At 69.3% G+C, this 21,167-nt stretch carries 26 protein-coding genes; 13 read left to right on the plus strand and 13 right to left on the minus strand.

Annotation, left to right across the window (positions count from 1 at the left end; all coding sequences use genetic code 11):
• Nucleotides 1-19: 19 nt before the first annotated feature.
• Both ACV7NN_RS11735 and ACV7NN_RS11740 read right to left on the minus strand, forming a co-directional pair.
• Nucleotides 20-787 carry an ABC transporter permease gene (locus tag ACV7NN_RS11735; RefSeq protein WP_463349749.1) on the minus strand — a complete coding sequence of 256 codons (768 nt, stop codon included), beginning with the start codon at nt 785-787 and terminating at the stop codon, nt 20-22.
• Nucleotides 784-1,536, minus strand: coding sequence for an ABC transporter ATP-binding protein (locus ACV7NN_RS11740; protein WP_463349750.1), 753 nt, complete (start codon nt 1,534-1,536; stop codon nt 784-786). The genes ACV7NN_RS11735 and ACV7NN_RS11740 overlap by 4 nt, the downstream gene beginning before the upstream one ends.
• Nucleotides 1,537-1,819: 283 nt before the next feature.
• Between ACV7NN_RS11740 and ACV7NN_RS11745 the strand changes: the two genes are divergently transcribed.
• Nucleotides 1,820-2,047: a hypothetical protein gene (locus ACV7NN_RS11745; protein WP_463349751.1), complete on the plus strand. Its 228-nt coding sequence runs from the start codon at nt 1,820-1,822 to the stop codon at nt 2,045-2,047.
• On the plus strand, nt 2,047-2,217 hold the full coding sequence (locus ACV7NN_RS11750) for a hypothetical protein (RefSeq protein ID WP_463349752.1): 171 nt from the start codon (nt 2,047-2,049) through the stop codon (nt 2,215-2,217). Before ACV7NN_RS11745 ends, ACV7NN_RS11750 begins: the two co-directional genes overlap by 1 nt.
• A 76-nt stretch (nt 2,218-2,293) precedes the next feature.
• Here ACV7NN_RS11750 and ACV7NN_RS11755 read toward each other — a convergent pair whose 3' ends face one another.
• The 3 genes from ACV7NN_RS11755 to ACV7NN_RS11765 all read right to left on the minus strand — a co-directional run bounded on the left by ACV7NN_RS11755 (nt 2,294) and on the right by ACV7NN_RS11765 (nt 3,299).
• A complete protein-coding gene (locus ACV7NN_RS11755; protein WP_463349753.1) occupies nt 2,294-2,641 on the minus strand; it encodes a hypothetical protein in 348 nt (115 codons plus the stop codon).
• Nucleotides 2,642-2,764: 123 nt separating this feature from the next.
• A complete protein-coding gene (locus ACV7NN_RS11760; protein WP_463349754.1) occupies nt 2,765-2,962 on the minus strand; it encodes a hypothetical protein in 198 nt (65 codons plus the stop codon).
• Nucleotides 2,963-2,999: 37 nt separating this feature from the next.
• Nucleotides 3,000-3,299 (minus strand): hypothetical protein, encoded by a 300-nt coding sequence (locus tag ACV7NN_RS11765; protein WP_463349755.1) that lies wholly within the window; start codon nt 3,297-3,299, stop codon nt 3,000-3,002.
• 132 nt (nt 3,300-3,431) lie between these two features.
• Between ACV7NN_RS11765 and ACV7NN_RS11770 the strand changes: the two genes are divergently transcribed.
• From ACV7NN_RS11770 to ACV7NN_RS11800, 7 genes are all read left to right on the plus strand, one after another.
• Complete coding sequence (locus ACV7NN_RS11770; protein ID WP_463349756.1) at nt 3,432-3,797, plus strand: cupin domain-containing protein; 366 nt, start codon at nt 3,432-3,434, stop codon at nt 3,795-3,797.
• Nucleotides 3,798-3,908: 111 nt separating this feature from the next.
• Entirely contained in the window at nt 3,909-4,187 is a 279-nt protein-coding gene (locus tag ACV7NN_RS11775) for a hypothetical protein (RefSeq protein ID WP_463349757.1), read from the plus strand.
• Nucleotides 4,180-4,512, plus strand: a complete 333-nt coding sequence (locus ACV7NN_RS11780; protein ID WP_463349758.1) for a ribbon-helix-helix protein, CopG family — start codon at nt 4,180-4,182, stop codon at nt 4,510-4,512. The genes ACV7NN_RS11775 and ACV7NN_RS11780 overlap by 8 nt, the downstream gene beginning before the upstream one ends.
• Nucleotides 4,513-4,567: 55 nt before the next feature.
• Nucleotides 4,568-5,860: an APC family permease gene (locus ACV7NN_RS11785; protein ID WP_463349759.1), complete on the plus strand. Its 1,293-nt coding sequence runs from the start codon at nt 4,568-4,570 to the stop codon at nt 5,858-5,860.
• A gap of 28 nt (nt 5,861-5,888) precedes the next feature.
• Nucleotides 5,889-6,836: a S1C family serine protease gene (locus tag ACV7NN_RS11790; protein ID WP_463349760.1), complete on the plus strand. Its 948-nt coding sequence runs from the start codon at nt 5,889-5,891 to the stop codon at nt 6,834-6,836.
• A 141-nt stretch (nt 6,837-6,977) separates the two neighbouring features.
• Nucleotides 6,978-8,660, plus strand: a complete 1,683-nt coding sequence (locus tag ACV7NN_RS11795) for a LuxR C-terminal-related transcriptional regulator (protein WP_463349761.1) — start codon at nt 6,978-6,980, stop codon at nt 8,658-8,660.
• A gap of 90 nt (nt 8,661-8,750) precedes the next feature.
• Entirely contained in the window at nt 8,751-9,917 is a 1,167-nt protein-coding gene (locus tag ACV7NN_RS11800) for a flavin-containing monooxygenase (protein ID WP_463349762.1), read from the plus strand.
• On the opposite strand, the gene ACV7NN_RS11805 is transcribed toward ACV7NN_RS11800, so the two are convergent.
• From ACV7NN_RS11805 to ACV7NN_RS11835, 7 genes are all read right to left on the minus strand, one after another.
• Nucleotides 9,907-10,101: a CsbD family protein gene (locus tag ACV7NN_RS11805; protein WP_463349763.1), complete on the minus strand. Its 195-nt coding sequence runs from the start codon at nt 10,099-10,101 to the stop codon at nt 9,907-9,909. The two genes, ACV7NN_RS11800 and ACV7NN_RS11805, sit on opposite strands and share 11 nt — an antisense overlap.
• A 121-nt stretch (nt 10,102-10,222) precedes the next feature.
• Nucleotides 10,223-10,948, minus strand: a complete 726-nt coding sequence (locus tag ACV7NN_RS11810; RefSeq protein ID WP_463349764.1) for a hypothetical protein — start codon at nt 10,946-10,948, stop codon at nt 10,223-10,225.
• 84 nt (nt 10,949-11,032) lie between these two features.
• Nucleotides 11,033-11,368 (minus strand): hypothetical protein, encoded by a 336-nt coding sequence (locus ACV7NN_RS11815; RefSeq protein WP_463349765.1) that lies wholly within the window; start codon nt 11,366-11,368, stop codon nt 11,033-11,035.
• Between the two features lie 213 nt (nt 11,369-11,581).
• Entirely contained in the window at nt 11,582-12,451 is an 870-nt protein-coding gene (locus ACV7NN_RS11820) for a hypothetical protein (RefSeq protein WP_463349766.1), read from the minus strand.
• Nucleotides 12,452-12,500: 49 nt separating this feature from the next.
• On the minus strand, nt 12,501-12,767 hold the full coding sequence (locus tag ACV7NN_RS11825) for a DUF7218 family protein (RefSeq protein ID WP_463349767.1): 267 nt from the start codon (nt 12,765-12,767) through the stop codon (nt 12,501-12,503).
• Nucleotides 12,768-12,865: 98 nt separating this feature from the next.
• A complete protein-coding gene (locus tag ACV7NN_RS11830) occupies nt 12,866-13,030 on the minus strand; it encodes a hypothetical protein (protein WP_463349768.1) in 165 nt (54 codons plus the stop codon).
• 240 nt (nt 13,031-13,270) lie between these two features.
• Nucleotides 13,271-13,525 carry a hypothetical protein gene (locus ACV7NN_RS11835; RefSeq protein WP_463349769.1) on the minus strand — a complete coding sequence of 85 codons (255 nt, stop codon included), beginning with the start codon at nt 13,523-13,525 and terminating at the stop codon, nt 13,271-13,273.
• 146 nt (nt 13,526-13,671) lie between these two features.
• Between ACV7NN_RS11835 and ACV7NN_RS11840 the strand changes: the two genes are divergently transcribed.
• Entirely contained in the window at nt 13,672-14,460 is a 789-nt protein-coding gene (locus tag ACV7NN_RS11840; protein WP_463349770.1) for an SDR family NAD(P)-dependent oxidoreductase, read from the plus strand.
• Between the two features lie 58 nt (nt 14,461-14,518).
• Nucleotides 14,519-17,185: an ATP-binding protein gene (locus tag ACV7NN_RS11845; protein ID WP_463349771.1), complete on the plus strand. Its 2,667-nt coding sequence runs from the start codon at nt 14,519-14,521 to the stop codon at nt 17,183-17,185.
• A gap of 94 nt (nt 17,186-17,279) precedes the next feature.
• On the opposite strand, the gene ACV7NN_RS11850 is transcribed toward ACV7NN_RS11845, so the two are convergent.
• Complete coding sequence (locus ACV7NN_RS11850) at nt 17,280-18,026, minus strand: putative protein N(5)-glutamine methyltransferase (protein ID WP_463349772.1); 747 nt, start codon at nt 18,024-18,026, stop codon at nt 17,280-17,282.
• Nucleotides 18,027-18,193: 167 nt separating this feature from the next.
• On the opposite strand from ACV7NN_RS11850, the gene ACV7NN_RS11855 reads away from it, so the two are divergent.
• Together ACV7NN_RS11855 and ACV7NN_RS11860 are read left to right on the plus strand one after the other, a co-directional pair.
• A complete protein-coding gene (locus ACV7NN_RS11855) occupies nt 18,194-19,381 on the plus strand; it encodes an AI-2E family transporter (RefSeq protein WP_463349773.1) in 1,188 nt (395 codons plus the stop codon).
• A gap of 130 nt (nt 19,382-19,511) precedes the next feature.
• Nucleotides 19,512-20,894 carry an ATP-binding protein gene (locus ACV7NN_RS11860; RefSeq protein ID WP_463349774.1) on the plus strand — a complete coding sequence of 461 codons (1,383 nt, stop codon included), beginning with the start codon at nt 19,512-19,514 and terminating at the stop codon, nt 20,892-20,894.
• The last annotated feature ends 273 nt before the right edge of the window (nt 20,895-21,167 follow it).

A 21,167-nucleotide genomic window follows, 5' to 3' on the forward strand; every position in this document is an offset into this window, starting at 1 on the left:
CGCTCGGCGGGGGTGGGAGCTACCGATCCAGCTGGAGGCGCCGCCAGGCGACCAGCGTCAGGCCGCCGAAGACGACCGGAACAACGAAGGCGAGGGCTACAGCGAGGCCGTGGGGGACGGACGGGTCCAGTGCCCAGAGCGCAGGAGCGGCGGGCGGATACCACGCTCCGGCCCCGGAGAACACGAAGACCTGGGCGCTGACCACGAGACCGATCGTGGCCGCGATGCCGCCGAGGATGCCGCGGCCGAGCGTGGCTACCCATGCCGCCGGGACGGCAACGCACGACGACAGCACCACCAGGAGGGGAAGCCGGGCGGCGACGCCCAGGTCTCCCGGACCGGGGACGCCGAGTCCGGCGAGAAGCCCTCCCGCGAGCAGCACAATCGTCACCCCGACGGCCGCCACGACCGACCAGGCCAGGTAGACGATCAGCTTCGACGCGGCAATCGCCGCTCGCGACACCGGTAGCGCGAAGAGACTGGTGATAGTTCCCTCGCTGAACTCGCGGCCGAACGACCAACTGAGCAGGATCCCGCACGCACCCGCGCTGCCTGCCGCCGTCACCTGGAGCGCTGCGTTCAGGTAACCCGCCCAGCCGCCGGCCGCCACGAGAGGGCCGAGCTTGGCGACGGTCGCAGTCGAACCGGTCGCGGCGGCCACGGTGGTGGACAGGCAGATCGCGGTCACGCCGACGATCAGCACGATGACCGTGATCAAGGGGACTCTGGCTGCGAGCAGTTTGCGCCCCTCGACCCAGACGGCCGCACTCATTCCAACTGGAGTCATCGGAGAGCCCCCGTCACATGCCTCTGTTCGTCGTCGTCGAGCACGAGCGCGAAGAGCGCCCTCTCCAGTTCGGCGCCGGCGGGGTCCAAGCGTCCGATCAGGCGGCCGGCGTTCATCACGGTGATCGTGTCGGCGACCCTCGCGACCTCGTCGAGGTGGTGGCTGGAGATCAGGATGGCCGCACCTGCGGCTGCACGGCGGCGAAGGCTGTCCCGCAGGAGAAGCGTTCCGGCGGGGTCGAGGGCGCTGGTCGGTTCGTCGAGAACCACGAAGTCGGGGTCGTGCTGAAGCGCAGCCGCGAGGCCCAGTCTTTGTCGGTTGCCGGTGGAGAGCGTGCGTGTGCGATTGCCGGCGAAGTCGTCGAGCCGGAACTCGTCGATGGCGGCCGCGACCATCCTGCGCCGTCGTGTTGCGGCGACGCGATGCAGTGCCGCGCTCACCAGCAACGATCCCGTCACCGTGAACTCCGGATACACCAGCGGCGTCTCGACAAGCGCACCGACCCGCGACCACAGCTCGGGACGAGCATGACGGATGTCCTCGCCGCCGATGCGTACAGTTCCGGTATCGGGCCGGAGCATCCCCAGCAGTAGCTTCATGAGCGTCGACTTGCCTGCGCCGTTCAACCCGACCAGCGCCTGCACCTCGCCGGAGCGGATCTCCAGCCCGATGTCGTTCACGCCGATGCCGCCGCGGTAGGAGCGGCTCACCGCCTGCAGAAGCATCCCTGCGGACACGGGCTCGGACATGGCACGCTCGCAATCGATCGACCTGGAGCGGTCGAATACGACTGCCCGCCGACCAGACTTCCCGGCCCTACCAGCGTCCAGCTTAGTCGTCGATGGCGGAGAGTGGCAGTTCGGGTCGAGTGCGCCCGACGCCTTCGGCCGGGAGGCGCTCTCGGGTTCGGATCGCGGGTCCGCGATCACGGGTGCGCCGGCGATTCAACCCCCTTGTGCCGGTGGCACGTCCGGCGTTCCCTTGCGGTCGACGGTGCCGAAAGCGGCCCGCGGACACGAAGCGGAGGACATCATGGGCGAAGAGCGAATCGGAGCGGATGCGGCATCCAACGACGAGGTCGTCACGGAGTTCGACCAGACCAACGGACAGGCGGACGGTCTGGACGGCGACGACGATGGCGAGCTGGACACCGAACAGGACCGGAGCCTGATGGGCGACATCCTGCGCGATGTGAATGGTGAGCCGATGAGCGAGGAAGACGCGAGTTACAACTCGTACAGCGAAGAGGGGAAGCCGTGATGCCGGACCCGCGCGACCGGGAACAGCCCGCAGAACCGGGCGAGCAGACGGCAGCGGCCGGCGGCGACCGCGAGGGAGCCGAGGCTCCGCCCGCCGATTTCGACCCGGCGGACAACCCGTCGAACCCCGACCTCGTCGCCGACGAGGCGGTCGAGCGCGGCCGAGACTGACAGTTCCGCCCGAGAGTGACAGGCGGGCGGGACCCTCTCGACCGGAACTGTCACGCTCCGGTCGGAGGGCGCCGGCCTACTCCTTGTCGATCAGCTCGAGGAGCGACTTGGCCGCCTTTGCGATGTCGTCGTGGGCGTGCTGGACGGCCCGGCTCTCCAGCGAGATCACCGCGCAGCGGTGCACCTTCGAGAAATCGCCGAACGGAAAGCTGAACTCGCCTTTGGTGTTGTCGCTCTTCTCGTCGTCCACCCCGAGGAACCAGTCGCCGTAGTCGTCGAAGCCGTGCTTGTCGAGGTACCGGTTCTGCTCCTCCGTGCTGGGCGCGTGCTCGCTCCAGTCGTCCCGCTCGTCGCGGACCACTTTGCCCTGCTCGACGAGCCGACGCGCGTGCGAGTATGCGGTGCGATGCAGTTTGACGGTCACGATGTGTCTCCTTCCGCGCATCCGCTTGGCTGGTGCGCATCCACGCATCGAACGCCGGACGGCTGTGTGACACAAGGGGTTGCCCGCCCGGTGGAGGTGTGCTGGGGCCCCGCGGGCCCGCAGTCAGGACCTGCGCGACGCAAGCAACCAGGGCACGCCGGCGGCCAGCCCGAGCACGAGCAGGGCGATCCCCGTGACCAGCACCCCGCTCGGTCCGTCACCGCGCGGCACGACGAGGCCCACGATGAAAAGGAGCGCGCCGACGTTGAGCAGGACGGCCGCGAGCCATCCGAGCACAGACAACGTCGTCTTCGGCCTCATCCCCCTGATGGTAGCCGCGTTCCGCAGGAGCAGGAGGTCAGGCGGCGCCCTGCCCGCCACCCCATGACGGCGACGGATCGATGGAGGTGTTGATCAGCGCCGCGACCAGTCCGCGCCAGTCGGAGCCTTCGAGGGCAGTCTCTGTCTGGCCCGGGAAGATGATGCCGAACACCGGCTCGTGCTCTTCGCCTTCGGGGGCGACGCGAACGAGTTTGCCGAGGTCGGCGCGGCCTTCGTCGAAGACCGTCCACATCCCGGCCGACACCTTGTCCAGGTGGAAGGTGCGCTCCCGGTAGATGTACCTCACGCTGGACTGTTCGAGCTCGCTCGCTGACATCGCAACCCCTCTTCATTTCGGTGCCTAGCCAGCATCCAAGTCCCTCGCGGGCTGTGGGCGCAAGGGCCCGGGCGTAAAGCGGATCGCCGGGGCGCACTGCGGACCACCCTGGCTCCGCCGTACGGTGGGGTCATGACAGCAGAAGTGCGCAACATCCTGACGGCGCTCGACAGCATCGGGGAGCTCTGGCAGCCGCACCGGCTCGCGAGCGTGAACGACTACGACGTGAAGGTCGCTCGGATCGACGGCGAGTTCGTCTGGCATACGCACCCGGACACCGACGAGCTCTTCCTCGTGGTCTCGGGGGAGCTGACGATCCAGCTGCGCGACGGCGATGTCGTGCTCGGGCCGAACGACGTCTACGTGGTGCCGCGCGGCGTCGAGCACTGCCCGCGCACGACCGGGGAGACCCGCATCGTCCTGATCGAGCCGAAAGGAACGGTCAACACCGGGGATGCGCCGGGCGAGCGCACGTCGCCGCTGCGCGAGCTCGAGTGAGCGGTGGATCGGTGTGGGAGTGCGACAGCAGATGGGGACTGCCACAGGTCAAGCGAATCGCCGCTAGCTATTTTGTGGCCGCTTATTAATTTTAGCGCTACGATATTCCGGATGGCGGTTGAACGGCGTGGGAGCGCGGACAAGCATGCGATACCACGCGAGGACGCCATCCATGCGATGTTGAATCATGTGTATTGGGTTCGGTCTTTCGACGAGCCGCGGCTTGCGGGGCATGGCCGGCCGGATTTGTTCATCGGCCCGTCGCGCAATCGTTCGATATTGATCGAGGTCATCGTCGAATCGATTCCTCCGGCAGACGTTGTGGTCTTCCACGTGATGGAGGCGCGGGCGAAGATGATCAGGATGGCGCAGGAGGCAAAGAATGGCTGAGAAGGATTGGGACGCGGCGGCCGACTGGGCCGAACGACTTGAATCGTTCGGCCCGGACGCGGTTGTGACTGGCGGCAGTGACTCGTCGCACGCTGAGGTGCGGCAGATGCTGGAGGGGGCACTCGGCGGCCCCGACGCCTTGGAGCGTGCGGCCAGAGGCCGCCCATCGGTCGGCCATGATCGTCCGGCGGGGGCCTCGCCGGTCAGACGCGTGCGCCTGTCTCAGGAGATGGACGACGCGCTGCAGCGTCGCGCCGAAGTCGAGCACCGAAAGCCGTCCGAGGTAATGCGTGAGGCATTGGCTGCGTATCTCAAAGCCTCATAAGCAGTCGAGGCCCGCGGACACCCGACGCGACACCTCCGTGCCGTAAGGTGCGGCTGTGACTCCGCACGTACCGCAGAAGCCGCCGCCAACGAACGCGCCGCTCGCGCGCCGCCTCGGCACGGTCGACGCCGTCTTCATCGGTCTGGGCTCGATGATCGGCGCCGGGATCTTCTCCGCCTTCGCGCCCGCAGCCCAGGCGGCCGGGGCCGGCCTGCTCATCGGCCTCGTCATCGCTGCGATCGTCGCCTACTGCAACGCCACGTCGTCGGCACAGCTCGCCGCACAGTACCCGACCTCCGGCGGAACCTACGTCTACGGACGCGAACAGCTGGGCGGATGGTGGGGCTTCGCGGCCGGGTGGAGCTTCGTCATCGGAAAGACCGCCAGCTGCGCCGCGATGGCCCTCACGTTCGCCGCCTACGCCGCCCCCGCCGGGTGGGAGAAGCCGGTCGCCGTCGTCGCGGTCATCGCGCTCGCCGCAGCGAACTACCGGGGCGTCACGCGCACCGCGACCCTGGCGAAGGTGATCGTGGTCGTCGTCCTGCTCGTGCTGGCGCTCGCTGTCGTCGCCTGCACGAGCGCCGGACTACGACCGACTGCCCTGCTGCCCGCGGATCCGGCGGCCGGCTGGTACGGCATCCTCCAGTCCGCGGGCCTGCTGTTCTTCGCCTTCGCCGGTTACGCCCGCATCGCGACCATGGGCGAGGAGGTGCGCTCGCCCCAGCGCACCATCCCGCGCGCGATCACCATCTCCCTCGGCATCGTCGTCGTGCTCTACGCCATCGTCGCGGTGGTCGTGCTGGGAAGCCTCGGCGCATCCGGTGTGGCCGCATCGGACGCGCCCGTCGCCGACGCCGTCGCGGTGAGCGGATGGTCGTGGGCGGTCCCCATCGTCGGGTTCGGTGCGGCCGCCGCATCCCTCGGCGCCCTGCTGTCGTTGATCGCCGGTGTCGGCCGCACCTCCCTGGCCATGGCGCGCGAGGGCGACCTTCCCCGGTGGCTGGCGGCCGTGCATCCGAGATTCCGCGTTCCGCACCACGCGGAGATCGCGATCGCCGTCGTCGTCTGCATCCTCGTGCTCACCGTCGACCTGCGCGGCGCGATCGCATTCTCATCGTTCGGCGTGCTGCTGTACTACTTCGTCGCGAACATCGCGGCCTTCACGCAGGCGCGGGAACGCCGCCGCTATCCGCGCATCCTGCAGGTGCTCGGTGCGGTCGCCTGTGCGATCCTCGTGGTCACCCTGCCGCCGATCGGAATCGCGGTGGGGGTGCTGGTCCTCCTCGTCGGGTTCGGATATCGGATGCTCGTCCGCCGCCTCTCCGCTGGAAGCGAACGCCGCACGTAGTCGCCGTCCGCGCGACGATGCTGTTGTCATGGACGATGAGCGCGACGGCGGCCCCGTGGACGACGAGGCGCTTCTCGACGCGTACTCGCGGACGGTGATGGCCGTCGCCGAGCGCGTGCTGCCGAGCGTTGCGAGCGTCTCCGTCCGCACGTCGCGCGGGGCAGGAGCCGGAAGTGCGAGCGTGATCACGGCGGACGGCTTCCTGCTGACGAGCGCACACGTGGTGGCCGGAGCGAGCTCGGCCGAGGCGGCCTTCTCGGACGGAACGACGACCGGCGTCGACGTCGTCGGGCGCGACACGCTGTCCGACCTGGCGGTCCTGCACGCCCGCGGCGACGTGCCGGTACCGGTCGAGCTCGGGGATGCGGCACGCCTCAAAGTCGGTCAGGTCGTGGTCGCGCTCGGCAACCCGCTCGGACTGGCCGGGAGCGTGACGGCGGGGATCGTGTCGGCGCTCGGCCGCTCCCTTCCGACGCAGTCCGGTCGCGTCGTCGACGAGGTCATCCAGACGGATGCGGCCCTCAACCCTGGCAACAGCGGCGGGGTGCTGTCGGACAGTTCCGGGCGGATGGTCGGGGTCAACACGGCGGTCGCCGGCATCGGAGTGGGACTGGCTGTGCCGATCAACGCCACGACGCGGTCGATCATCACGTCGCTGATGACCACCGGGCGCGTCCGCCGTGCGTGGCTGGGGATCGCCGGCGCGCAGGTGCCGCTGTCGCCCGAGCTGGCGACGCGCATCGGCTCGCCGACCGGACTCCAGGTCGCGGGCGTATCGCCGGGCAGCCCCGCCGAGCAGGCCGGACTGCGCCGGGGCGACATCGTGGTCGAACTGGGCGGGGAGCTCGTGGTCACGACGACGGCGGTGCAGAAGCGGATGGTCGAGGACGCCATCGACAAGCCGATCGAGATCACGGTCTGGCGCAACGGCGCGCTGGTCGACGCGATCACCGTGCCGCGGGAGCTGCGCGAGTAGGCCGCAGTTCCAGGCGCCGCTGCCGCCGAGGTGGACACTTCCGGTCGAGATCGCCCGGTGCGCCGGGCACTCTCGGCCGTAACGGGCACTCTCGGCACAGCAGGGGTGCGGCGCGCACACGCGCGGTGGATAATCGCAGCTATGTCAGCCTCCGGCAGGATCGCGTTCGCCGAGAAGCGCTGGGAAGACGCGTTCGCCCTCTACGAGGAGGAGGACCGCCGGCAGCCGCTCGGCCTCGACGACCTCGAACGCTTCGCGAAATCCGCGGCGCTCACGGCGCACGAAGAAGCCGGCTTCGCGCTCCTCGAGCGCGGGTACCGGCTCAGCCTCGACGAGGGCGACGAGCTGCGCGCGGCCAGCGCGGCATTCTGGCTCGGGTTCCGGCTTTCGTCGCTGGGCGAGTACGGCAGGGCCGAAGGCTGGCTGGCGCGTTCGGCGGCGATCGCGGAACGCCACGGGGACTGCCTGGTGCGCGGCTACCTGCTCGTGCCGGGCATCCACCGCCTCCTCCTCGCCCGCGACAACGCGGCGGCCTACCGGGATGCGATGGAGGCCGCCGCCGTCGGCGACCGTTTCGCTGAACCCGACCTCGCCGCGCTCGGCAGGCAGCTCGCCGGGCGCGCCCTGATCGAGCGCGGCGATGTCCCCGAAGGGATGAGACTGCTCGACGAGGCCATGCTCATCGCAACAGCCGATGGGCTCACCGACCTCGGCCGCGGGCTCGTCTACTGCGCGGTCGTCGGATGCTGCCAGCGCGTGTTCGCACTCGACCGGGCCCGCGAATGGTCGACGGTCCTCGACACCTGGTGTTCCTCGCAGTCCCAGCTCGGTCTCTTCAACGGAACCTGCCGCGTGCACCGGGCGGAGCTCCTGCAGCTGGCCGGGTCCTGGTCGGAGGCCCTCGACGAGACGCGCCGTGTCAGCGAAGGGAGAGCGGACCAGCGTGAACTAGCGCTCGCCGACTACGAGGAGGCGGAGATCCGCCGGCTCCGCGGAGAGTTCGCTGAGGCCGCCCGGTTGTACGAGCAGGCGAGCCGCAGAGGGATGGACCCGCAGCCCGGACTCTCCCTGCTGCGTCTCGCCGAGGGGGATCACGTGGCCGCGGTGGGGAGCATCCGGCGCGTCGTCGCGACCACGGTCAGCGCGCTCGGGCGTGCCGCTTACCTGCCCGCGCTCGTCGAGATCCTGCTGGCGGCCGAGCGTGACATCTCCGGACGAGAGGGCCAGGCGGGCGAGGCGCGGTCGACCGGAACGAGCACCCTCGGCGGCGACCCGATCGCCGAGGCGCGGGAGGCGGTCGCCGAACTCACTGCGATCGCGACCACGTACGGTACTCCGCTGCTCCACGCCTTCGCCGTCGATGCATCCGCCCGGCTCGCGCACCACACTGACGCCGCAGCCGCCGCAATCCCTCTCCTGACCGGGGCGCTGGATGCGTGGCTCGCGCTCGGCGCTCCCTATCCGGCCGCACGCATCCGGGTCGCACTCGCCGACGCGGACGAGACGCTCGGCGATGCCGAGGGCGCACGGCTGCAGCGGGATGCGGCACGTCGCGTCTTCGAGGGCCTCGGAGCGGCACCGGACCTGGCCGAGTCCGGCGCCACCGGCAGCTCCGACCCGACCGACGGCCATCTCACCCCACGGGAGTTCGAGGTGCTCCGCGCGGCGGCGACAGGACGCACGAACAAGCAGATCGCCGCCGAGCTGAACCTCAGCCCGCGCACTGTGGACCGGCACGTGAGCAACATCCTGACCAAGCTCGGCGTCCCGTCGCGCGCTGCCGCGACCTCCTACGCGTACGAGCACGGACTGATCGGCCGGTGAACAAGGCTGGGTAGAACTACCCAGTCCGACCGCGCGATCTGGCGCGGACTGCCGAAGCCGCGCCCGGCCGCCGGCCCGTAGCGTGCGGTTATGACCACCGAAACGTACATCGACACACTCGTCATCGGGGGCGGCCAGGCCGGCCTCTCGGTGTCGTACCACCTGCGCGAGCTCGGCGTGGAACACCTCGTGCTCGACGCCTCTCCGCGTATCGGAGACGCGTGGCGCAACCGCTGGGACAGCCTGCACCTCTTCACTCCGGCCCGCTACGACGGACTCGATGGGATGCGCTTTCCGGGCGACCCCGGCGACTCGCCGTCGAAGGACGCCATGGCCGACTATCTCGAGCACTACGCGCAGACGTTCGAGCTGCCCATCCGCAGCGGCACCCGGGTCGACGCGCTGACCCGGCGGGAGGACGGCGTCTTCGTCGCGCACTGCGGCGGGGAGACCTTCACCGCCCGCACCGTCGTCGTGGCGATGTCGAACTACCAGGTTCCCCGCATCCCCGACCTCGCCGCCGGGCTCGCCCCGGACATCCGCCAACTGAACGCCGGGCAGTACCGGAGCCCCGACCAGCTCCGGCCGGGGCGCGTGCTCCTCGTCGGCGCAGGGAACTCGGCCGCCGAGATCGCGAAGGAACTCGCCGCGACGCATCCGGTCACCGTCGCGGGGCCGAGCACCGGGGAGATCCCGGGTTCGTTCACGAGCCCGATCAACCGGCATGTCATCGTCCACGTGCTGAACGGCTTCGTCTTCACACGCGTCATGTCGGTGAACACCCCCGTGGGACGCAGGGCGCGCCCGAAGATCATGGCGAAAGGAGTGCCGCTGATCCGGGTGAAGTCGAAGGAGCTGGCGCGGCTCGGTGTCGGTCGGGCCGGACGGGTGACCGGTGTCGACGGCGGCAGGCCGGTGCTGGATGACGGCACCGTGCTCGACGTCGAGAACGTCGTGTGGTGCACGGGCTTCACGCCCGGGCTCGACTGGATCCGGATGCCCATCCTCGACGAGCGGGGCGAGCCGCGTCACGAGCGTGGCGTGGCGACCGACGTGGCCGGCCTCTACTTCGTCGGATTGCACTTCCTCACGGCGATGGCGTCGGCGATGGTGCACGGGGTCGGGCGGGATGCTGCCCGCATCGCCGCGCTCGTCCGGAACGCAACCGCCGAGACTGCGGCCGCACACGCCGACGGACCCCTCCGGGAACAGTCCGGAGGGGTCCGCCGCGTCGGCCGGGTGAAAGCTAGCGCTTGAAGGCGTCCTTCACGTTCTTGCCGGCATCCTTGACGTTCTCGCCGGCCTTCTTGGCATCAGCTGAGGCCTGGTCGGCCTTCCCCTCGACGACCTTCCCCTGGTCGTTCGTCATGTGTCCCACGGTCTCCTCGGCCTTGCCTTTGAGGTCCTGGGCTTCGTTCTTCATCTTGTCTGACGCGCTCATCTGAGCTCCTTCCGTCCCTACGAGACAACGCCGGAACGGTTGCGCGGACAAGGGGGTAGAAAGGTCGTCCGTTCGCGTGTATTGTGGCGTGTTCGCGCCCCGGCCTCAGCTGATCTCGGCCTCAGCCGATCAGCGAGACCGCGCGGGCGATGACCAGGGCGAGCAGCACGAAGCCGGCGAACGATTCGAGCGCCATCAGCATCTTCGCGCGGTGCGACAGGGGCATCGTGTCCGTCGGGCTGAACGCCATCGAGTTGGACAGCGAGAAGTAGAAGTAGTCGAGGAAGTTCGGCACCCAGTCGATCTTCGCGGAGGAGCCGGCCGCGACCTCGTCGATCGCGTCGTGGTCCTCATCCTGCGGAAAGCGGAAGTCCGCGGCGGGCAGTTTCGCTCGCGCCACAGTGACGCGCGACACCGGACCGCCCCTGTCCATCCCCCAGTAGATGAGCGCGAACACGATCACGTTGGTGATCCACACCTGCAGTGAGGCGAGGAGCAACGTGCTGCCGTTGTGCGACTTCTGCAGCAGCAGGATGATCACCTGCGCGAACGCGACCAGGTTGGCCACGAGGAGGAGGATCGCCAGTCCGATCTCCGCCCGGCGCGACCACTTCGTCTCGCGGGTGAAGTGGTGCGGGTTGAAGATCACTAGCGGGATCAGCAATGCGAGGCACACGGCGACGACCCCGTACCGGACGGTGATCGAGACTGTGCTGGGCAGAAGGGCATAGAGGGCGAGCGCGATGAGTGTCGCGACGACGGCGGGCCAGCGGTGCTCGGGCGCGACGTTCCTGGCACGGGCGGCAGGGCCGCCCGTGTCGTCCTGGGTCTTCGAGCGATCGGCCATGGTCCATTCTCATCAGCTGACGGGAACGGTACGCCCTCTGCGCGGTGTGTCAACGGATCGGGCGCGCTCGCGCTTCCGGCCGGATCACAGTTCGTAGGACGAGAACGTCGAATAGTCGGGCGACTCGATCGGACGGGCGACGATCACACCGGCCGTGAGCTTCGCTTCCTTCTGCAGGTTCTGGACCGTCTCGGGCTCGCGCAGCTCGGAACCGATCGCCCGCGCGCTGACCGTCGCGATCTGGTTCGCCCATCCGATCAGGAACTGCGCGCGCTCGATGACGCCCTGGGCGTTCACGAACGGGATGTCGACGAACGCGACCCGGCGCTGGTTCCAGAGCGCGGTCGCGTATTCCATGATGGCGTCGGCGATGGCTGTGCCGGTCAGGTAGCTGCCGGCGGCATTCGAGATCTTCTTCATAGTTCACACCCCTTCGCGTGCGTTGGTGCTCCTGCTGGGCTGCAAGCCACAGATGCTGGGGGTCTGGCGTAACGTCTGCGACACTACGCGCGAGTCCCCGCAATGTGAACCCCGGTCGCCGCTGGCCGCCGAGCACAGGGAAAATGGGTGAATTCCGCGCTGAGAAGCCCGGTTTTCCTGTGCTCGGTTTTCCTGTGCTCGCGTGCTCGGCGCTCAGGACTCGAGGGCGCGGCGGGCGTCGCGGGCCTCGCGCTCGAGGAACCTGCGACGAGACCGGAGGTCGCGTTCGGACTCGCGCGCGGCCGCGAGGGCGGATTCGGCGGATGCGAGCTCACGCGACAGGCGGTCGCGCTCGGCCTCGAGGCGGGACAGGTCCTCGCGTGCGTCCGAGAGCGCCTCGGAGAGCTCGGTGAGCTCGGCGAGCGTGCGTTCGGCCCGCTCGACGGCAGCCGCACGTCGGCGCTCCCGCGCCCGTCGTTCGGTTGCGGTCTCCTGGGGTTCCGTCTCGGATGCCGCGGCGCGCGCCGCGGATTTCGCCGGTTTCGCGACGGTTGCGGATGCGGACACCGGCTTCGGCTCCGGGAACTGCTCGACGTCGATCGGCAGGGCGACCGCATCCGACAGGTCGACCGGCTCGAGACCGCTCGACTCCAGCCCGCGCACCAGGTAGCCGCATTGGAGCGCGGCGGCGGCAGCGCGGTCGATCATCGCTGCCTGCAGCGTCTCCTCCACCTCGCGGAGCGTGCTCGCACTGATTCCGGGCACCACGGACGCGAGTCGCTTCTCGGCGGACGCGATCACCTCCTGGCGGCGGCGGGCGAACTCGCGGACCGCTTCCCGATCGAGTTCCTGCTGGGCGGCGCGCAGGCCGGCGCCCACAGCGAGGAGTTCGCCGACCGCATCCGGTTCTGAGCGCACGAATGCATTGACGGCGCTCGCGGCCGCCGAGGGTTTGCGGAAGCTGCGGATCGTGCGTGCGGCGTCGGCGTCGGATTCGGCTTTCGCCGCGGCGTTCCGCGCAGGGATGAACTCAGCAGCCGGGAGGGCGTACAGGCTTCGCGCCACCTCGTCGAGTCGGTCCACGACGCCACGCTACTCCCGCGTGGTCTGCGTCCCCGCCCCGACGCAGGGCTCAGTGGTTGCGGAGCTCGCTGATCAGTTCGGACTTCTTCTTCGACGAGTATCCCGTGAGTCCGAGCTCCTTCGCGCGTTTGCGCAGGTCGGCGACCGTCCAGTCGTCGTAGGAGCCGGATTCCCCGCCCTTGCGGCCGACGGCGGAGCGCCCCTTGGCTGCGGCGGCGTTCGAGATCCGCGCGGACTTCTCTTTGGAGTTGCCCTCGTGACGCAGTTCTTCGTAGAGCTTCTGGTCTTTCAGTTCGGGCTGGCGTCCTGGTGCCATGACGGTGATTCCTTTCTGCGACCCGGTGCGAAAGCCGAAACCCCCGGCCGTCAAGGTGCTGACGTCCGGGGGTTTCGGTGGTTCTAGGTTGTGCGGCGCTACACGGAGCGCCGTCCGCTGATCAGGCGGACAAGCCACACGATGATCGCGAGGACAAGGAGGATGATGCCCACCCACAGCAACCAGTTCAGGGCGGAGACGAAGCCACCGGTGAAGAGGAGGATGATCGCGATGATGGCGACGATGAGGAGCAGTATGTTCATTCTTCGGACCTGCTTTCGTTTGAGGGCGATTGAACCCAGTACAGACGTTAGCCCTGTTCGAGGGTCACGATCGACCCCTTGACATGCCCGACGCGACGTGCTTGAGTCGCGCGCGAACCGCCTGCGCGCGGTCGGCCCCGTCCCGCCTCCTGGCGATTACTCTCCAAAAAATGGACCGAATCGGCGATTCCTCGCCAAAGTTTTGGCGAGGAATGTGCCTGGCAGCAACCTGCGTGCGGGTCACTGGGCGCGCCGGTCGAAGGCACGGGCGGCGAGGAGGATGAGCGCGGCCACCGCGGCGACGCCGGCGCCGGCCAGGGCGATCCCGACGGTGTGGCGTCGCAGAGCGGCCACCTGCGAGCGCAGCGTCAACCGTTCCCGGATGTCTTCGATCGCGATCGCGAGGTCGGCCCGCGCCCGCTCGACGTCCGTCATCTCTTCGTCGGTCATCCCCACCCAGGGCCGTTCCACTTCGGTGCGCCACGTCTGCACCATTTCCGGTTCCGCCTTTCGCGTCGGAGCATCGTAGGCGCCGGCGCCCCACCCCTGTGGCGCGCGCCTGAGCCGCACGATACTCCGCCCGCGGTCCCACGGCTACGCTCAGGATGCGCGGTCGTCCGGCCGCGGCGAGGAGGATACCCATGACCGCCCCAGACACCACCACGGTCACGAATCCGTTCGACCTGACCGGCTCTGTCGCCCTCGTGACCGGCGCCGCCCGCGGCCTCGGCCACGCGATCGCCCTCGACCTCGCTCGGGCGGGTGCGGATGTCGTGCTCGGGATGCGCGACCCGCTCAGCGATCACGGTCTCGTCGCGGAGATCACCGCTCTGGGGCGCCGAGTGCTCCCGGTCGCGATGGATGTCACCGACCTCGAGCGGAGCCGAGCCGCGATCGACCGTGCCGTCGACGAGTTCGGCTCCCTCGACATCCTGGTGAACAACGCCGGCGGCGGCATCAACGGCGCTGCCCTCGATGTCACCGAGGCCGACTTCGACGCCGTGTGGGCGCTCAACACCCGTTCCACCTTCTTCCTCTCCCAGCATGCTGCGCGCCACATGATCCCGTCGGGCGGCGGTTCCATCGTGAACATCGCGTCGCAGGCGGGCCTGGTGGCGCTGCCGGGCGAGGCGTCGTACTGCACGGCGAAAGCAGCCGTCATCCACCTGACGCGCTGTCTTGCGGTGGAGTGGGGCGAGCACGGCATCCGGGTGAACGCGGTCGCCCCGACCTTCATCGAGACCGACGGCACGAGCGCCGCGCTCTCCGATCCCGCGTTCCGCGCGGACACGGTCGAGCGAATCGCCGCACTGCACCGCATCGGGGTTCCGCGCGAGGTGTCGGGCGCCGTCGTTTTCCTCGCGTCCCCCGCCGCTTCGCTGGTGACCGGCCAGACGCTCGCCATCGACGGAGGCTGGACGGCTCGCTGATCGAACGAGCAGTGCACAGGTCTGGACAGAACGATGCCTGGGCAACAGACTTTGGGGCATGAGCGTTACCGCTCGTGCCATCCGGACGCCTGATCAGCGTCTCCGGGTCTTCGTCAGCTCGACACTCAAAGAACTCGCTGCTGAGCGCCGGGCCGTCCGCTCTGCCATCGAACGCCTCCACCTCGCTCCGGTCATGTTCGAGCTGGGCGCGAGGCCGCATCCGCCCCGCGAGCTGTACCGGGCGTATCTCGAGCAGAGCGACGTGCTCGTGGGGCTCTACTGGGAGCGGTATGGCTGGGTCGCGCCCGAAGAGGAGGTGTCGGGCCTCGAAGACGAGTACAACCTCGCGCCGGCGACGCTCCCGCGGCTGATGTACATCAAGGAACCGGCGGATGCGCGTGAGCCGCGGTTGGACGTGCTGCTGGGGCGCATCCGCAACGACGACATGGCCTCGTTCAAGTACTTCTCGACCGCGACTGAGCTGGGGAGGCTGGTCGAGGCGGACCTCGCGACGCTGCTGGCGGAACGCTTCGACGAGAGCCGTGCGGCAGCGCTGGCCGCGCAGGCCGCGGCGAGCGGCACGTCGTCGGGCGGGCCGGACATCCGAGGTCCCGACTCGGCCGCCGCATCCGCCCCTGCCGGCGTGCGCAGCGACCTGCCCACCCAGCTCACCCAGCTGATCGGACGCGAGAACGAGGTCGCTGAACTCGAACGGCTGCTGGCGGAGGACGGCGTCCGTCTCGTGACGATGACCGGCCCAGGCGGCATCGGCAAAAGCCGGCTCGCGATCGAGGTCGCGCGTGGCGTCGCCGGCCGCTACCAGGGCGGCGCGACCTTCGTCGGCCTCTCCCCGGTGCGCGACCCGGCGCTCGTGCCGAACGCGATCGCCCTCGCGCTGGGCGTGCGCGATACCGGCGATGCGCCCATCCTCGACAAGCTCGTCACGGCACTCCGCGACCGCCGCATCCTGCTCGTCCTCGACAACTTCGAGCAGGTTGTCGCAGCCGCCCCGACGATGGTGCGGCTCCTGGCCGAAGCTCCGGGCCTCACTCTGCTGGTGACGAGCCGTGCTCTGCTCCGGATAAGCGGGGAACGCAGTTATGAGGTGGGGCCGCTCAGTCTCCCGGACTGGTCGCGGCGCACGGCGCTCGCCGAGGTCGTCGCCAGCCCGGCGGTCGCCCTGTTCACGGAGCGGGCGCGCGCGGTCAAACCGGATTTCGAGGTCGATGCCGAGAACGCCGAAGCGGTCGCGCGAATCTGCAAGGCGCTCGACGGAGTGCCACTCGCCCTGGAGCTCGCGGCTGCGCGCATCCGGGTCCTTTCTCCCGCCTCCCTGCTCGCGCGACTCGACCGAACGCTCGCGGTGCTGGTCGGCGGAGCGCGCGACCTTCCTGAGCGGCAGCAGACGCTGCGGAACACGATCGAGTGGAGTGCCGGGCTCCTCGATGAGCAGCAGCGGCGGATGCTCGCACGGCTCGGCATCTTCCGAGGGGGCTTCTCGCTCGAAGCGGCGGAGGCCATCGCGGTCGACTCTCCCGACATCGACGCCCTCACGGTGCTCAGCGAGCTGGTCGACAACAGCCTCGTCAGCCAGCAGGACCGACGCACCTGGACCCGGTTCGTCATGCTCCAGACCGTGCGGGAGTGGGCGCTCGAGCAGCTCTCGGACGATGAGCGGGCGCAGCTGCGGGAACGGGCGGCGGAGTATTACCTCGACCTGGGCGACCGCGTCGAATTCGAGCTGGAGGGCTCGCGACAACGGGAACTGGTACGCCGCCTCACGGACGAGCGCGACAACCTGCGCGCGGTCGAGCGCTACCTGATCGACAGCGGTAGCTACGACCGTGCTGCGCACCTGGCCTGGGCGCTCTACGTCTACTGGTGGGTGGGCGGTCATCTGGGTGAGGTCAGGCGGTGGATGGAGGAGATCCTGTCGTCGGCGACGACCCTCGACGACCCGACCCGCGCCATCGCCGAGTACTTCACCGCTTCCATCGGGTTCTGGCAGGACCCGGACGGATCGTTCGCCCAGAGGCTGACGCACAGCGCCGAACTGTTCCATCGCACTGACAACCCGGGCGGAGAGGGCATGGCCCTGATCTCGCTCGGTGTCGCACTGCTCCTGCGGCAGAAGCCTGAGCCCGAGCAGGCGTCGGTGGCGCTCGAGACCGCGGTGCGCCTGTTCCGGGACAGCGGGGATGCGTGGGGCGAGGCCCTCGCTCTGATCACGCTCGGTCGTTTCGCGCTGGCGACGGGGAAGCTCCAGGATGCCCTCGACCGGTTCGAGGAGTCCCTTGCCCTGACCCGCGATCGCCACGACGAACTCGGCGAGACCATCGCGATCCACCACGTCGCCTGGGCCCATCTGGCCCTCGGCTCGAACGACGCCGCCGCGGAGGAGTTCCGTTCCGGGCTCGAGGAGTCGGCGGAACTGGGCCACGACGAGGGCGTGGCCTACGGACTGGAAGGGATGGTCGCCATCGCGGCGACGCGAGGGCAGGCGGAACGGGCAGGGCGGATGCTCGGAGCGGCTGAGACCCTCCGCATCCGGATCGGCCTCGACAACTCGGGATCGCGGGTGATGTACCGGCCGTTCGTCGACGCTCTCGAAGCGGGCGAGCTCGCGGAGGCCTTCTCGCGAGGCCGGGCCGCAGGCCGCGAGCAGGCCATCGACGACGTGGTCGAGTATGCCCTCGAGACGGAAGGCGCCGGCGATGGCCGCTGACCCGGAGACGCATGCTCGCGCGGGTGCTGGACTCTACAGCTGGTGCGACAGACGAGTGCGTGCACGTGCTCCGAGCACCGCGGAGCCGTAGCGATCAGTCGAGGAGGGTGCCGACGACGACGGTTCCGTCGAGCTCCTCCGACCGCAGGATGCTCGCCGCGAACCCCGCCTCCTCGAACGCGCGGACCGTCGCGGGCGCCTGGCGCTCGCTCGTCTCGATGAGCAGCCGTCCGCGCGGGCGAAGCCAGGCCGGCGCCGCGTGCGCGACCCGCCGCTGGAGGTCGAGACCGTCGGCACCGCCGTCGAGGGCGGACTGCGGTTCATGGATGCGCGCCTCGGGCGGCATCAGCGCGATCGCGTTGGTCGGGACGTACGGGGCGTTCGCGACGACGATGTCGACGGTGCCGCGCAAGGAGTCGGGCAGCGGATCGAAGAGGTCGCCCTCGAAGACCCGGCCGCGCGACCCGATGTTCGTGCGTGCGCAGCGGACCGCGGCAGGCTCGAGGTCGGCCGCGACGACCTGCAGACCGGGAACGCGGGCGAGCAGGGCGGCGGCGACAGCGCCCGATCCGCAGCACATGTCGACCACGAGCATCCCCGGATCGGCCAGGGCAGCGGTCTCCTCGACGAGCAGTTCGGTACGGCGCCGGGGGACGAAGACGCCGGCCTCGACGACGATGCGCAGTCCGGCGAACGACGCCCAGCCGACGACGACTTCGAGCGGCTCCCCGGCGACCCTGCGGGCGACCATAGCCTCGAGTTCGTCCGCCGACGTGGCGGAGTCGAGGAGCATCCGGGCCTCGTCCTCCGCGAAGACGCAGCCTGCCGCGCGCAGCCGCACGACGATCTCTGGTTCTGACGGAAGGGAAGTGATGGCCGCGACTCCTCGGCGAGGTTGCTGGACGTCCCCATGGTAGTCGCGTGGCCCGCCTCTCGGTCCGCCGAAGTGCGCGGTATTGTCGAGCAGCCCTGTAGGGCAATACTCTCGGCCGAGAAGGGTGGCTGACCATGACCGACGAGAACGTACCCCCTGCATCCACCAGCGTCGAGCCTGCCCCGGCGCAGGCGTCGGCACCGGTCCCCGTGCCGCCGGCGGGGCAGGCTGCTGCGCCACCGGTGGGAGCCGGCCCGACCGCCGAGGCGATGGTCGGCCCGATCAGCACCAGGCGCCCGCTGCGTTGGGGCTACATCGTGACGCTCGGCGCCCTGGGCGCCCTGGCCACAGGACTGGCGATCTACAACCTCCGCACCATCGTCTTCTCGATCTTTCTCGCCATGTTCATCACCGTCGGCCTCGACCCCCTCGTGCGGTTCTTCCAGCGTCACGGGATGACCCGCACCTGGGCGATCGTCACGGTGATCCTCATCATCGTGGCGGTGCTCATCGGGATCATCTGGATCGTCGTGCCCCTGATCGTCAATCAGATCCAGACGCTGATCCACGTCCTTCCGCAGGAGGTCGCGAACCTTCGGGAGCAGGGCTGGTTCGATCCATCGAACGCGGCGTCGAACGGCGTGATCGGCCAGGTCGTGAACTGGGTCGCGAAAGAGATCAGCGACCCGAAGTTCCTGGCGGCCGTGGGCCAGGGTGCCGTCGGACTCGGCTTCAGCATCATCAACGGGATCGCATCCGGGTTCTTCATCGCCGTGCTCACGATCTACTTCGTCGGCACCTACGACGCCACGAAGCAGGCGGGCTACCGGCTCGTCTCGGCCTCCCGCCGCGAGACGTTCGCGGGATACACCGAACGCATCCTGCAGAACGTCGGCAAGTACCTCAGCGGGATGGTCATCCTGGCGTTCTTCAACGCGGTCTACAGCGTGATCCTCTTGCTGATCGCTCAGGTGCCGGGCGCGTTCCTCATCGGTATCCTGGCGTTCTTCATCACGCTCATCCCGCTGATCGGCACCATCCTGACGACCTGCGTCATGACCGTGCTCGCGTTCATCCACTCGCCGACCTCAGGACTGGTCGTGCTGATCTTCATGCTCATCTACATGCAGGTCGAGGCATACATTCTCACGCCGAAGGTCATGAGCAAGGCGGTGAAGATCCCGGGCTCGGTGGTCCTCATCTCGGCCCTGGCCGGAGGAACACTCTTCGGGCTGCCGGGTGCGTTGGTGGCGATCCCGATCTCTGCGGGGATCATCCTCATCGTCACCGAAGTCGTGATGCCGGTGAAGGCGAAGCAGTAGGGACAACCTTCCGCCGAGATGGTCACTTCCGGCCGAGTGTGCCCGGTGCACCGGACGTTCTCGACCGGAACGGGCACACTCGCGGTCGTACCCTTGTCCCCGCACGCCGGTGCGCAATAGCCTCGGCAAGGTGACCACAACATCCGCGACCATCGCAGTCTCGCTCGACGGCCGGCTCTTCCGCTTCGAAGGCGGCAGCGGATCACCGTTCGTCCCCGGCGGCTTCGTCATCATCACCGAGCCCGACGGCCGCGTGCAGATCGGCCAGGTCGATGCGCTCGAATTCACGCCCGACGGCGAGCTCGTGGGCGCAGGAACCCTCCTCGCGGCGATCGGCGTCAACGGGTTCGACCGACGTGCGACCTCGCCGTTCGTGAGCGCGGAGGTGTCGACAGCCGACGCCGACACGATCGGCCTCGTGCACTCCGAGGCGGGAGCGGCGCTGTCCGTGGGCTCGCTGCTGTCGGCGGACGGCATCCCCGCCCGCCTGGCATCCCACCGGTTCAACCGGCACACCTTCTGGTGCGGCCAGAGCGGATCGGGCAAGACCTACGCCCTCGGGGTGGTGCTCGAACAGCTGCTCGTGCACGCCGCGCTGCCGATGGTCATCTTCGACCCCAACGCGGACTTCGTGCGGATGCGCGAACTCACCAACGCGGGGACGCCGGACGAGCGACGGGCGCTCCAAGCGCGCGACATCCGGATCCTGCGGCCCGGCCGCGGACCCGACTCGCTCTACGCCCGGTTCACCACCCTCTCGCTCCGCGCCAAAGCTGCGCTGCTCCGCCTCGACCCGGTCGTGGACCGGGCGGAGTACAACGCGCTGCTGCGCCTCGAGGAGACGGTCGGCAGCGGGGATTCGGATGCGATCATCCCCCGCCTGCGCGCCAGCGACGACCCGGCGGCGCACGCGCTCGCCCTCCGGGTCGAGAACCTGCGCCTCGTCGACTGGGAAGTGTGGGCGCAAGAGCACCGGGCGGTGACCGAGATCCTCGACGAACGGCCGGATGCGACCGTGGTCGACCTCGGCGGGTTCTCGTACGCGGACGAACAGCTGGTGGTCGCGATGGCCGTGCTCGACGACCTGTGGGCGAAGCGGGAGTCGCGGCGACCCATCCTGATCGTCATCGACGAAGCGCACAACCTGTGCTCACCCGACAACGACGGACCGCTGCACCGGGCGGTGCGGGAACGGATCATCCAGATCGCGGCGGAAGGGCGCAAGTTCGGGCTGTGGCTGCTGCTGTCGACGCAGCGGCCGTCGAAGATCCACCCGAGCATCATCTCCCAGTGCGACAACCTGGCGCTCATGAAGATGAGTTCGCCGCTCGACCTCGACGAGCTGGGCACGATCTTCGGGTTCGCGCCGCCGGCCCTGATCGCGCGGGCGCCGCGGTTCCGGCAAGGAGAAGTGCTGTTCGCGGGCGGGTTCGTGCCGGCGCCCATCCTGGCGTCGATGCGTACGCGCCTCACCGTGGAGGGCGGCGTGGACGTGCGGGTGCCCCTCCGCTGAGCTGCCCTGAGCGCGTCGCCGCGCCCGAGTCCCCGCGCCCCGCGTCGCCGCGCCCGGGGTGCCGCGCTCGGGGTTGCCGTGCTCGGGGGTGCCGCGCTCGGGGTTGCCGTGCCCGGGGTGCCGCGCTCGGGGTTGCCGTGCCCGGGGTGCCGCGCTCGGGGTCGTCGTGCCCCGAGTCGCCGCGCCGAGGTCGCCGCGCCCCGCACCGGGCCCCCGAAGTCCATCCGCCAAAAGTTTGGCGACCAACCGCGCCAAGAGGCGATCTTTTGGCGA

It is taken from the genome of Leifsonia sp. Ger2509 (assembly GCF_055231915.1).

Bases quoted from the DNA above. Each gene is read 5' to 3' on its own strand.
- ACV7NN_RS11835 (WP_463349769.1), bottom strand. From the start codon at position 13,525: ATGGTGCAGACGTGGCGCACCGAAGTGGAACGGCCCTGGGTGGGGATG.
- ACV7NN_RS11840 (WP_463349770.1), top strand. From the start codon at position 13,672: ATGACCGCCCCAGACACCACCACGGTCACGAATCCGTTCGACCTGACC.
- ACV7NN_RS11825 (WP_463349767.1), bottom strand. From the start codon at position 12,767: ATGGCACCAGGACGCCAGCCCGAACTGAAAGACCAGAAGCTCTACGAA.
- ACV7NN_RS11760 (WP_463349754.1), bottom strand. From the start codon at position 2,962: ATGAGGCCGAAGACGACGTTGTCTGTGCTCGGATGGCTCGCGGCCGTC.
- ACV7NN_RS11845 (WP_463349771.1), top strand. From the start codon at position 14,519: ATGAGCGTTACCGCTCGTGCCATCCGGACGCCTGATCAGCGTCTCCGG.
- ACV7NN_RS11800 (WP_463349762.1), top strand. From the start codon at position 8,751: ATGACCACCGAAACGTACATCGACACACTCGTCATCGGGGGCGGCCAG.
- ACV7NN_RS11810 (WP_463349764.1), bottom strand. From the start codon at position 10,948: ATGGCCGATCGCTCGAAGACCCAGGACGACACGGGCGGCCCTGCCGCC.
- ACV7NN_RS11780 (WP_463349758.1), top strand. From the start codon at position 4,180: ATGGCTGAGAAGGATTGGGACGCGGCGGCCGACTGGGCCGAACGACTT.
- ACV7NN_RS11770 (WP_463349756.1), top strand. From the start codon at position 3,432: ATGACAGCAGAAGTGCGCAACATCCTGACGGCGCTCGACAGCATCGGG.
- ACV7NN_RS11735 (WP_463349749.1), bottom strand. From the start codon at position 787: ATGACTCCAGTTGGAATGAGTGCGGCCGTCTGGGTCGAGGGGCGCAAA.
- ACV7NN_RS11775 (WP_463349757.1), top strand. From the start codon at position 3,909: ATGGCGGTTGAACGGCGTGGGAGCGCGGACAAGCATGCGATACCACGC.
- ACV7NN_RS11795 (WP_463349761.1), top strand. From the start codon at position 6,978: ATGTCAGCCTCCGGCAGGATCGCGTTCGCCGAGAAGCGCTGGGAAGAC.
- ACV7NN_RS11790 (WP_463349760.1), top strand. From the start codon at position 5,889: ATGGACGATGAGCGCGACGGCGGCCCCGTGGACGACGAGGCGCTTCTC.
- ACV7NN_RS11740 (WP_463349750.1), bottom strand. From the start codon at position 1,536: ATGTCCGAGCCCGTGTCCGCAGGGATGCTTCTGCAGGCGGTGAGCCGC.
- ACV7NN_RS11745 (WP_463349751.1), top strand. From the start codon at position 1,820: ATGGGCGAAGAGCGAATCGGAGCGGATGCGGCATCCAACGACGAGGTC.
- ACV7NN_RS11765 (WP_463349755.1), bottom strand. From the start codon at position 3,299: ATGTCAGCGAGCGAGCTCGAACAGTCCAGCGTGAGGTACATCTACCGG.
- ACV7NN_RS11805 (WP_463349763.1), bottom strand. From the start codon at position 10,101: ATGAGCGCGTCAGACAAGATGAAGAACGAAGCCCAGGACCTCAAAGGC.
- ACV7NN_RS11855 (WP_463349773.1), top strand. From the start codon at position 18,194: ATGACCGACGAGAACGTACCCCCTGCATCCACCAGCGTCGAGCCTGCC.
- ACV7NN_RS11830 (WP_463349768.1), bottom strand. From the start codon at position 13,030: ATGAACATACTGCTCCTCATCGTCGCCATCATCGCGATCATCCTCCTC.
- ACV7NN_RS11750 (WP_463349752.1), top strand. From the start codon at position 2,047: ATGCCGGACCCGCGCGACCGGGAACAGCCCGCAGAACCGGGCGAGCAG.
- ACV7NN_RS11815 (WP_463349765.1), bottom strand. From the start codon at position 11,368: ATGAAGAAGATCTCGAATGCCGCCGGCAGCTACCTGACCGGCACAGCC.